Source organism: Sulfoacidibacillus thermotolerans (genome assembly GCF_003144315.1).
Taxonomy (GTDB): Bacteria; Bacillota; Bacilli; order Alicyclobacillales; family SLC66; genus Sulfoacidibacillus; species Sulfoacidibacillus thermotolerans.
Genome location: NZ_MPDK01000039.1, coordinates 1 through 10,587, shown reverse-complemented (window position 1 = coordinate 10,587; position 10,587 = coordinate 1). Strand labels below are relative to the sequence as shown.

At 47.0% G+C, this 10,587-nt stretch carries 13 protein-coding genes; all 13 read left to right on the top strand.

Annotation, left to right across the window (positions count from 1 at the left end):
- Nucleotides 1-345: 345 nt before the first annotated feature.
- Entirely contained in the window at nucleotides 346-1,479 is a 1,134-nt protein-coding gene (locus tag BM613_RS13455; protein WP_109431686.1) for a DUF2325 domain-containing protein, read from the top strand.
- Nucleotides 1,480-1,495: 16 nt separating this feature from the next.
- Entirely contained in the window at nucleotides 1,496-1,906 is a 411-nt protein-coding gene (locus BM613_RS13450; RefSeq protein ID WP_109431685.1) for a M50 family metallopeptidase, read from the top strand.
- 54 nt (nucleotides 1,907-1,960) lie between these two features.
- Nucleotides 1,961-2,254 (top strand): hypothetical protein, encoded by a 294-nt coding sequence (locus tag BM613_RS13445; protein ID WP_109431684.1) that lies wholly within the window; start codon nucleotides 1,961-1,963, stop codon nucleotides 2,252-2,254.
- A 118-nt stretch (nucleotides 2,255-2,372) separates the two neighbouring features.
- Nucleotides 2,373-2,795, top strand: a complete 423-nt coding sequence (locus BM613_RS13440) for a transglycosylase SLT domain-containing protein (protein WP_181363173.1) — start codon at nucleotides 2,373-2,375, stop codon at nucleotides 2,793-2,795.
- 50 nt (nucleotides 2,796-2,845) lie between these two features.
- Nucleotides 2,846-3,961 (top strand): AAA family ATPase, encoded by a 1,116-nt coding sequence (locus BM613_RS13435; protein WP_109431682.1) that lies wholly within the window; start codon nucleotides 2,846-2,848, stop codon nucleotides 3,959-3,961.
- Nucleotides 3,962-3,977: 16 nt separating this feature from the next.
- Nucleotides 3,978-4,361, top strand: a complete 384-nt coding sequence (locus tag BM613_RS13430; protein ID WP_181363172.1) for a hypothetical protein — start codon at nucleotides 3,978-3,980, stop codon at nucleotides 4,359-4,361.
- A 117-nt stretch (nucleotides 4,362-4,478) separates the two neighbouring features.
- Complete coding sequence (locus BM613_RS13425) at nucleotides 4,479-4,808, top strand: hypothetical protein (protein WP_109431680.1); 330 nt, start codon at nucleotides 4,479-4,481, stop codon at nucleotides 4,806-4,808.
- Between the two features lie 102 nt (nucleotides 4,809-4,910).
- A complete protein-coding gene (locus BM613_RS15595; RefSeq protein WP_245926395.1) occupies nucleotides 4,911-5,834 on the top strand; it encodes a nucleoside triphosphate pyrophosphohydrolase family protein in 924 nt (307 codons plus the stop codon).
- 114 nt (nucleotides 5,835-5,948) lie between these two features.
- On the top strand, nucleotides 5,949-7,619 hold the full coding sequence (locus BM613_RS13415; protein ID WP_109431679.1) for a DUF6011 domain-containing protein: 1,671 nt from the start codon (nucleotides 5,949-5,951) through the stop codon (nucleotides 7,617-7,619).
- 110 nt (nucleotides 7,620-7,729) lie between these two features.
- Complete coding sequence (locus BM613_RS13410; RefSeq protein WP_109431678.1) at nucleotides 7,730-8,479, top strand: hypothetical protein; 750 nt, start codon at nucleotides 7,730-7,732, stop codon at nucleotides 8,477-8,479.
- Between the two features lie 174 nt (nucleotides 8,480-8,653).
- A complete protein-coding gene (locus tag BM613_RS13405; protein ID WP_109431677.1) occupies nucleotides 8,654-9,103 on the top strand; it encodes a hypothetical protein in 450 nt (149 codons plus the stop codon).
- An 18-nt stretch (nucleotides 9,104-9,121) separates the two neighbouring features.
- Nucleotides 9,122-10,075, top strand: coding sequence for a ribonuclease HIII (gene rnhC / locus BM613_RS13400; protein ID WP_219930700.1), 954 nt, complete (start codon nucleotides 9,122-9,124; stop codon nucleotides 10,073-10,075).
- Nucleotides 10,076-10,293: 218 nt separating this feature from the next.
- Nucleotides 10,294-10,473: a hypothetical protein gene (locus tag BM613_RS13395; protein ID WP_109431676.1), complete on the top strand. Its 180-nt coding sequence runs from the start codon at nucleotides 10,294-10,296 to the stop codon at nucleotides 10,471-10,473.
- Nucleotides 10,474-10,587 lie beyond the last annotated feature (114 nt).

Sequence of the window (10,587 nt, the reverse complement as noted above, 5' to 3'; positions counted from 1 at the left end):
TCACTCAAAAATGATTTCGAGGATTTTTCTGAGGAAGTCAGTAGAAGTCTCCAACATGAGATTCGGTGTGCTGCATCGCGTTTAGCCAAAAAATTGAGAGCATACGAACAAAAAAAAAAAAAAAAAAAATAAAGGATGTGCATGGTCTATGGAACAAGCATTCCAAAAAACAATTTTTGGTGATTGGGAGAAAATCCCGCTCTCACCCAAAGCGCTTGGCGGTAGAGTTTGAGCTGTGCAAAATCGATGCACTGCACATGGCGGAAGTTTTAATGCACGCCGCAAACGACATGCGATAATTCTTACCCTGCCCCTTTGTGTAGAACACGCAAAGGGGGCTTTTTTGTGATCGTAGAGTTTTCGACAAAAAACATTGAGTGGGTTGATCCACAAGAAACAGCGGACTTTGAATCCGTTGAACAGCGAGCAATTCCCGTTTCTCTAAAGGAAATGGTGCAGTATTTTGCCGATCCTGACTTTCAGGAGCCAATTTATCTCGCGCTTGATTTGAGTCTTGAAGACATTCACAAGTTGCTTTTGATGCAGTACCCGTTATATTACGGGAAAAGTCGTATCGACCAAATTGCAAAGATCATCGGGATCGCATTCTTGCATCGGGATCGAAAGAGTGAAAGTAAGAAGGTGCGACGTGTGGTGCACGCACTTGAAGATTCTGCAAAACAAAAGAAGCTGCGTGTGGCTTCACGTTTTTCCTTTTTCTCAAAATCACTAAAAGAGCAAATCGAATCATGTACAGGGGCTTGTACGGTGTCGTTTTTAGAAGAAATCGTAGGCTCGATTGTTTCTCTTTCTGATTTGAAAGGAGAGGAGCGGTTCAAAGAAGAACTTGAGGCGCATTTGGTCAACATTTCTTTGGTCGCTCTCTCTGTGTTCGAATCCCCTGTGTTTGAGTATTGGTACAGCGAAATTTTTCGTGCCTTTCCTGATACGAGAGAATTCATGGACTGGGCGATGACCAAATATTTTTCTTCTTGGTTGCATGTTGCGGCAGTTTCTCCTTCTTCTTCGATCGCTGCGCAACAAGCGGAATTGAGCGCTCAACGAAAAGCATTGGCTGTGCAATATGAAGAAGATGCACAGGCGCTTCAAGCGTTGATTCAAGAAATGACGAAACCAAAAACCGACGAAGCGAAACCGGAGACATCTACGCCGATTCTTGCAGGAAAACGAGTGCTCGTCGTTGGAGACGAACCACGCGCGCCGATTTATCGCCAACTGGTGGAGTGGCACGGAGGAGAATTCGAGTTTGTATCAGGGTACGAGAAGAATCGACAGGCGATTTTGCGATTTAGTGCCGTAGACGGGATTGTTTTTGTCACGGCGTATGTGGAACACGCAAAATGGTACGCGCTAAAGAGCCACGCAAATATGCGGCGCGTGGTGTTGATGAATCGAGCGGGAGTGTTGGCGATGGAAGAAGCGTTAAAAGAATTGGCGCAAAAGTTAGCTGTTATATAGGACGGAGTTGATTCGAATGATGTATTTTGTTTTTCTTCTGTCTGTTTCCATTCACGAATTCGGTCACGCGCTCGCTGTGTGGCTAGGCAAAGCAAAAGTGAAACGCATTCAAGTGGGAATCGGCCCTCCTCTTTTCCGTGTAGGCGTCTTTCAATTACGGCTTGTACCGCTGAATGGATTTGTGGAAAGCGAAGGGATTTCAAGTCGATTTCATGGGGTCGTGGTTGCGCTGGCAGGTGTACTTGCTCAAGGGGTTGTGGGCGTGTTTGTTTTGCTTTCGGGAATCGCAAAACTTGATCCAGTGTTTTGGGGCTGGTTTCTTGTGGTGACTGTCTTGAGTTTCTTGATGCTATTTCCAATCGGCCATTCAGATGGGGCAGTGGCAGTTAGATGGGTTTTTTCGAAAAAACAATCAATCAACACCTAAAAATACTTCCGCTGCCCCCATGTGTTGAGAAGATCAAAAGGAGGTTATGCTGTTTTGAGCCACACTGCCTTAGAAGAAGAACAGATTTTTGCCGCTGGCGTTGTTTCATTTATCGAGAAACTAAGAGAAGAAAGAAAGTTGCCAAGCGAACCCGTACCGATACAGCCAACGATTTCGGTTGGAGACATCGTTTTGATTCCGGTGTTAAGTTTCGACAAGAAGAAGGGTGAACGCGTCCTGCCTAAAGTTCGAGCGCGCGTAGTGTATGTAGGAGAAAAATTTATTGTGGTAAACATGGGAAAATACCGGAGTTCGTTTGCATATTCAGACATCGCGCTTTGCGAATAAAGCGTTTGGTTCTAAAGAATTTCGTATTGCGTTTGCGTTTTTTGCAACATCCACTCTCCATCCCATGTTTATGCCTTTTCCACCGTCACCTCTAGTCTCCAACCATGCAATCGTGCAGGTGGCGCATCGACCAATGGTTGCTTTGCCCAAAGAAACGAATTTAATTCTTGCAGGAAAAAGTCGGCCGCATCACTTTGCAGTGCATGTAGCTTCGCCGTTTCGTGTGCGTGCGGTCATCGCGCAGGCGCTAGAAATGACGCACGAGCCGATTTCGTGGCTCTCTCCTTTGTGCTGGATTGCAAAGCACGAAAGCAACGATCATCCGCACGCCATTGCGTATCGGGAGGTGGGGGATGAGTCCGCTTGTGGTTTGTTCCAAGTGTTGCCGACTACGTTTGCGGCGCACGCGCTCCCCGCCATGCAAAACATTTGGAATCCGCTCGACAATGCAGTTGCGGCCATTCGCTACATTGCCGGGCGGTACAAAACGCCGTGGGCGGTTCCTCATGTTTTTTGCAAAGCCACTTATGTTGGGTACTGAACAGAGAAAAAATCACTTTGCCCCCTTTGAATAGAAAGGGGGCTTTTTTTGTGCCGTATGTATTTCTCACGCACGTTTCACCAACACACGTTGCCGTTACTGGCCCCACTCATTTGGGGTGGGGCGTCATCGTTGGTATGGTAGGTTTTTTCGTTGCAATCGGGTTCGTTTTCTTCGTTCGGGCGTATCAAAAACAAAAAGCAAATGGTTCTGATCCGAAAGAAAAAATGCACGTCGAGGGTGCAGTGGGTTCAGAAGCGTTTGCGCGGGTTGCTTTTTCTCGCGAAACTTTTGAGAGTGTGGCGGGGAACGAGGCAGCCAAGGAACAGTTGGCTGATCTCGTTGACTTTTTGCGCCGTTCGTTTGCCTATCAGGAGCGCGGAGCAAAACTCCCCAAAGGAATTTTGCTCACAGGTCCGCCCGGCGTCGGAAAAACACTGCTCGCAAAGGCGGTGGCTGGTGAAGCGAACGTACCTTTTTTCTCGGTTTCAGGCAGCGATTTTGTTGAGGTGTATGTCGGGGTCGGTGCTCGCCGAATTCGACAATTGTTTGAGAAAGCAAAAAAATCTGCGCCGTGCATCGTATTTGTGGATGAGTTTGATGCGCTTGCAAGGCGTCGGGATCATTTGGCAAATGAAGAATCGACACGAACACTGAATGCTTTTTTGGTAGAAATGGATGGGTTTTTGGCACGGGATTCAGTCATCGTCATTGCAGCGACAAACCTCGCAGAGGTGCTTGATCCCGCTGCAATTCGGCCGGGGAGGTTTGATCGCCACATCGAGGTGCTTCCTCCCGATCGAGTAGCAAGGCGTGCGATTTTGGGCGTTCATTCGCGCGAAAAGAAATTGCATGAGAGTATCGATTTAGATCAGTTAGCCAGAAAAACAGCGGGGTTGTCCGGCGCACATTTAGCCACACTACTAAACGAAGCGGCGATTTTGAGCGTCCGTCAAGAAGCGCCTTCTATTTTGCCGGAACATATCGAAGAATCTCTTGCACGTGTTGTAGCGGGATTAAAGCACCCGCGAAGTGATCGTACACTACGCAGGCGAATCGCTGTACATGAGGCAGGCCATGCCACGGTCGCTCTTGCCTGTGGTCAATCGTTTGAGCAAATCAGTGTCGAACCAAGGGGTCGCGCGTTGGGATTCGTTTTTTTATAGCGAGGGACGCGATTCGTTGTTAAAAACAAAAAGCGAATTGGAGCGCGAAATTCAAATTTTATTGGGTGGGTTGATCGCAGAAAAACAGGAATTCGGCGAACATTCTACAGGTGCAGCCAATGATTTAGAGCGCGCGAGCGAAATTGCAAGAGAGATGCTTTCGAAATTCGGTATGGAAAATCGATTGGTTGTGGAGAAAGAACCGTCTTCAGACGCAGTCGAAGTGGTTTTGCAACGGTTGTATGCGCAGAGTCGGCGTTGCTTAGAAGAACACGCAACGTTCCATGCGTGGCTTGCTCAAGAGGTAGAAAAAGAAGGCGTGTTAAGCGGAGACGTTGTGCAGGCAAAATTCAACGAATTGCTCTCCTCAAAAAATTCTTACCCCGCCCCCTCTCATTGAAGGGGGTCTTTTTTTTGATGAGCATACTTTCGCGTAGGTGCAGAGATACAGACATTCGCTTTGGGTTTGAATGGCGGTGCGATGAATGCACTAGAACGAAGAAAGGAGAGCTGTGCAATGAGTGTATCAGAACGAAGTCAGGCGTTGAATTTCACGAAGGTTAAAGCGGAACTTAGCTTTTCGGATGACTTTATGGGTATTGATCAACGAAAAATTCGATCTTTGTCTGAATTAAAAAACGTATTGAATGAAATTGACCTTGAAGAGCGTGATGTTACACTTACTTTTCACTGTGAGACAGAAGACCAACATGTTGCCCATTTGCGGTTTTATTCTAATCCAAAGAAGGACAGTTCTTGGTATTGGGGTTATGTTCAATTCGCCTTAAATAAAATCGATTCAGCATCAGAAAGGTTACTTAAACAAATTCGAGATATATTGTCATAGACTTCGAACTCGAATCGGCGGTCCTTGCTCTCGCATAAAAGAGAAGCATTTGGAACAGCAAAAATTCTTACCCTGCCCCCTTTCATTGAAGGGGGTTTTTTTGTGAGCATACTTTCACGCAGGTACAGGGATCAAGACCTTCGCTTCGGCAACGTATCAAGTCCGCCGTCCGAAGTTGTCACGTATACACTGACGCCGGAAGAATTAGAGGCGTTCAATCAAAAATACGGCCTGCCACCCGTTGGAACGAAAACAGAAAAAGCACCGACTTTTGTAGTTCCTGAGAAATCACTTGAAACAATCCGCAAAGAAAAGGAGCATGCAAAAATGGCACTCACGAAAAATGCGTATTTAAGCGCTCGTGCGCAAGGGAAATCAAAAAAAGAAATCCAAGAAATATTCGGTGTGACTCCCCAAGGTCTCGGCGGTGCGTTGTATCGTTGGGGCGTGAGCAAGGAAAAAGACGAAGCAGAAGCAATTCGCGCCTACGTAGAAAGCGAAAATCAATCCGAAACGATTCAACATAAAGCGAATCCCGATGAACGCGCACAGGTTGTCGAGGAACTCGCGATTCAAGAAGTAGAAGAAGAGCAAAAGAAAAAAGAAGAGCTGCGCGCTTTGATGAAGGAATCACCAACCGATTATTTGCGCGAAGTGAGCAAAACACCTTCAAATCCAATCGAACAAATCACAGAAGAAGAAATCCAGTTTGATGCGCACCAACAGATGATGCTTTTGACGCTTAATATGATCGCAGATGAGGTTCATGAAACGGCTCGCGAAAAAGGTTGGCACGAAGAAGAATTGCCGTTTCCTGTAGCCATTGCTCTCATTCACAGCGAAGTGTCAGAATCGTTGGCAGCAGATCGGAGTGGCGAGGGGAATGTCGCAGAAGAACTCGCCGATGTCATCTTGCGTGTGTTGGATAGCGCACGCACGTATCAACTGGATGTATCTACGGCGCTTGTGCGCAAAATGGCGAAGATTGACCTAAGAGCCTATCGGCATGGCGGGAAAAAATACTAGGCAGGAGTGTCGGATGGTGCTGACGGCAAATAACTTTTGACGTATCCTGTTGGGTGAAGCCACAAAAATTCTTACCCCGCCCCCTTTTGTTGAAAAACGAAAGGGGGTTTTTTTATGCCAGTCAATTGCCGCGTATGCCATCGGCCACTACGCGCATTGCTTAGTATAGCGCTTGGCGTAGGGCCTGTGTGCGTAAAGCGTGCGCGGGAGCAAATGGCAACGCTCATGACACAAATGCGGAATCCCAACGCAAATGCAGAATTGTCGTTTCAGGAACGGTATGGGATGGCTGAGGAGGAATTGCGTCTTTTGTCGGAACGTGCCGCTTCTACCGCATATTTCGAGCGGATTCGTCACGGGCGAAGCACACGACCGTCTACAGAACCAATTGTTGTGACGGAAGATTCGCGCACGCGCAGAGTGCGAAATGAACCCACCGCCGTGAATTGGCTGACAAACGATACAGCTCTCGTGCGTTCGGAAGGATCGGAACGGGGATATGCGGTAACGGAAAACTCTTGTACGTGCGAGCATTACGCGCATCGGGTTTCCCGCCATCCCGAACGGTATCCAAATGGGTGTCGGCATATGGATGCGTATCGTCAGGCACTAGGAATCGCACAAGCAAACTCGCAAGCATCAGAAACACCAGAAACGCGTGAACTCTCCAACCAAACGGTTCAATCTGCACCGGAAATTCGAATCCCTGTGCAGCGAGTGGCAGCGCCCGGATTTGCAGCGATGCGTCAAGCAGACGACCATTTGCGCAAAGAAATTCTCGAAACGTGGAAGGCAAATCGTGCGTGGGATGGCGTGCGAATGACAGAGGACGACGCGGCTTTCCATCGATTGTTAGAGGAAGCAGAACAAGAGTGGGAATATGTGACGGACGGAAGTGTGCTTGGGGGAACAGGCAATACGTTTGGCGTTGAACTTGAGATGGAGTTTGACGAACGCGGGGATTGGGATCGCGTTGCACGCGATTTATTTAACGAGGGATTGTCCCAGTACAGTAGTCGTCAGGGATACCACGCAAGATCGCAGGCGGGACTTTGGACGCCTACTCGCGATGGTTCCTTGGAGGATGGGGGACTTGAAATTGTATCGCCGATCATGCAGGATCGCCCGGAGGATTGGGAGCAATTGCGGCGGGTTTTAGAAATTGCAAAATTTCACGGAGCAAAGGTCAATGCTCATACGGGCTGTCACACGAATATCGGGACAGGGCCGATGGATTCCAGAGGATTTACATGGCAGCGTTTTGCTCGTGCCGCAGTGGCGCATGAAGCGACGTTGTATCGCATCGGTGGAGCGGATAGCGAGGCATATCGGCAAGGGCTTGGCGCAGGGATACATCGAGGGACTCGGTATGTTCAACCCATGGACGCTTTGCTTCGTTTTTCAGGCAGTGCATCGATGAATACCATTGCGAGGCGGATCAGCAATGCGGGTCATTTTTCGATGATCAACGCAACCAACAGCGGGCGCATTGAGTTTCGTACACCCAACGGGACGCTCGATGAACGTCAGGTGCAAGCGCAAGTGATGGTGGCAAACGCGATGTTGCATCAAGCTGCTGTCATCACAAATCAGCATCCACTTGCTAGTTCAACGCCAACGTTTAGTGAACGAGAAAAACATTTTCGTAGAGCTGACCTGATGCAAACACGGCGAGAAGAGAGTGCGGCGATAGAAGAACAATCGTTTCGTCGGTTCCTTGATTTTCTCGGAAATCCGGTGGATCGAAAGGCGGCCGCATGGCTTTGGAAACGTGGCAACATCTAATACCTCTAATACCTCAGCCCCGCCGTTGTTTTTGCATACAAAGGCGAGGTATTGACTAAATGAATCAATGTATTGTATGATTAAATCAAAATTCAAAAGGGGTGAACTTCATGCCATTGTCTCCAAAGGAAATGGAAGAACTTGAAAAACTGATTCGACAAACCAGTGAGGCGGCGCTTGCACACAAGTATCGTCCAGTGCCTCGTGGCGAGAAACCGACGATGGATTTTTACATCGTGGATCAAGACGGGAAGATTATGGAAGCAGCCGATCCTTTATTTTTGGGGGTTGCGGCAACTGGGAACTGGATTGACGATTGTGATTTTGAGACGACGCTTATCATCGGGATGGAAAAGATGGTCAACGAATCACTCAATTTATCGCTTCAAGGCATTTATTCAAAAGTGTATAGCGCCATTGGACTTTTGTATGATCCGAATTTCAAAGGGGCGGAATGGGAGAACCCGGACGATCCGATTCTCTTGGATGCTTTTGGAATGTACACCGTATTGCAGGGGTACGTTAAATCAGGACGGTATCGCATTTTTGAACGGATTCCTTATCTTACGAAGAAAGATCGTGGGGAAGGGTGTCACGGCTGCAAATATCACAACGGGGAAACAGGGCAATGCGCGATTTGGCGCTTTTGTAACACCAAAAACGAACAAGGTGTGGACGAATTCGATTGGTTGGCGTGTCAACAACGCGTAGGGGCGGAAGAAGCGGCGTATCCAGATTATGTGGAGGTTACAGTAGACAACATGAGCGATCCCTCGTTTTATCGAGAGTGGATGCCGTTTGAGGAGCGCAAAGAGGAACATGAAGATGCGCGCAAGAGTTGGACGGACTCGGAGCAATAAGGCAAATCAAAGCGCGTTCGCGCATAAAAGGAGGGAACTGCCACTTCTTCCACCGCCTTTAGGCGCTGGGAGGAGGTGGCGGATTGAACATGTTCCCTCTCTTCACCAAATCGAAGAAGTGTATCGGCTTATTCGAGAAAGTCACGCGCTATTATTTCTGTAGAAGGTGTAATTATGCTTAATAATCCATTTGTGCGAACATCAGATTTTTCTGTTGAGAAAATCAGGGCTGAAATCGGAGTGTATTGCGAGCAGGTATATCAGGGTAGCTTTGAATTGCTATATCTTCCAAAAGATGTTGTCCTAGACAGGCAACGTCTCCTTGTGGTTGTCGCAAAGTCGCTTATTAACCCTTTAGACTGGGCAATCCAAGTATATGAGGCAATCAATTCCTATCTGGGTTTGTACGGCGAGGACTTGAGTAACTTTATTATGGTAGTCGATCTTTATACAATTGTTGGTCTTTATGAACAGTCTTTGTTCACTTGGCGTTTATGGGTAGAAGAAGGGCACCTTGAGGAAGAACTGAAGCCTATCCAACCATCACATATTGCGCATATTTTTTCGTTTATCAATCATGAGCGTGAGAGATTGGATTCGCGGTTGAATAACATCGGACATTAAGGTGTGAGGGGGGAGATCATGAGCGACATCAAAGAGGTTGTATCGGCTATACGGGAGCAATGTATTAAAGATGGTGTTGAAGTCGTAGAAGTTCGTGACATTGCTTATGGGAATCAGATAAAGTTGCGGTTTGGTGGACAAGCAGGGCAAATCAATGTGTACACAGGGAAAAAGGGTTTGAGTGTTATTGTTCAAGCTAAAGAAGATTTTTCTCAACAACTGAATTCAATAAGAGACCGCGCCCTAGGCATATCAGCAGACAAACAAATGACCTCACAACCCACCAATGAGCCAAATCGACTACCGGAAGTTTTTGATGAACCTTGGATTGGTATAGACGAAAGTGGCAAAGGAGACTTCTTTGGGCCATTGGTCTGCGTTGGGGTAGTGGTTAACCCGAAGGACGTTGCGTTGCTTCAAGAACTCGGTGTAGCTGACAGCAAGACCTTAAGTGAGACAAAGATTCGATCGATTGCTCAAGACCTTCGTATCCTTCTTAAAGATCGTATCAAGCAGTTAGTTATTAAACCGAATACCTACAATGAACTCTATGCCAAATTTGGAGATGAATCGAAAAACTTAAATTCTATTCTCGCTTGGGCTCATTCGGCGGTATTAAAAGATCTTTTGCAGCATCATGATGTAAAAATTTCCGTATCCGATAAATTTGCTAACGAGAAGTATATTCTGGAACGAACTCATTCTATCCAAAAGGATTTTCGGCTTATTCAAGAAACAAAGGCTGAGAGAAATATTGCGGTGGCAGCTGCATCCATTTTAGCGAGGTCGGCACTAGATAAATGGTTTATTGAAGTAGGTCAACGTTACAATATGAGTTTCCCGAAAGGCGCATCTCAACATGTCATTCAAGCTGGTCGCGATTTTGTTGACAAATTTGGCTTCGACAAGTTGGGCGAAGTTGCAAAATTGCATTTCAAGACATTAGAGGCTGTCCGAGGTACTGATTTATGACAAATCATGCAAAACAAAGCGAGCTTGCTTTTTTAGAATCGTGGATGTTGGCAATTATCGCATGTGGAAACGCTGGTGCGCAGGGATCAATGAGTCAGGAAGTTTCGCTAGCGACGGCGAGAAACCCCCTCTCAAGCGCGAAGCGCTGAGAGGGGGTTTACCTTTCGTGCATCGCTGGTATACTGGTGGGATCACACCACATGAAAGGAGAACACAATATGATAAACACCGAGGAAAATTTGCGGAGGAACTTTACACTCCCTCGCAGTCTCTACAAAGATCTACAGGAGTTAGCAGAACGCATGACGGCAGCCGGCCCTGGTAAAGTCACGGTATCAGATCTCATTATATGGGGGGCAAAAAAAATCGTCGAAGAAAACAAAAAGACGCTTGACTAGTGATACCACCATGGTATATTATATGCACATCGGAAAATACGAGGAGGATGTACAATGAAAAAAGTGATTGAAATTTTAGAAACGCGCAAGTCGTCCATTGAGGAATTGTTGGGA

Bases quoted from the DNA above. Each gene is read 5' to 3' on its own strand.
- rnhC (WP_219930700.1), top strand. From the start codon at position 9,122: ATGAGCGACATCAAAGAGGTTGTATCGGCTATACGGGAGCAATGTATT.
- BM613_RS13405 (WP_109431677.1), top strand. From the start codon at position 8,654: ATGCTTAATAATCCATTTGTGCGAACATCAGATTTTTCTGTTGAGAAA.
- BM613_RS13425 (WP_109431680.1), top strand. From the start codon at position 4,479: ATGAGTGTATCAGAACGAAGTCAGGCGTTGAATTTCACGAAGGTTAAA.
- BM613_RS13395 (WP_109431676.1), top strand. From the start codon at position 10,294: ATGATAAACACCGAGGAAAATTTGCGGAGGAACTTTACACTCCCTCGC.
- BM613_RS13415 (WP_109431679.1), top strand. From the start codon at position 5,949: ATGCCAGTCAATTGCCGCGTATGCCATCGGCCACTACGCGCATTGCTT.
- BM613_RS13450 (WP_109431685.1), top strand. From the start codon at position 1,496: ATGATGTATTTTGTTTTTCTTCTGTCTGTTTCCATTCACGAATTCGGT.
- BM613_RS13410 (WP_109431678.1), top strand. From the start codon at position 7,730: ATGCCATTGTCTCCAAAGGAAATGGAAGAACTTGAAAAACTGATTCGA.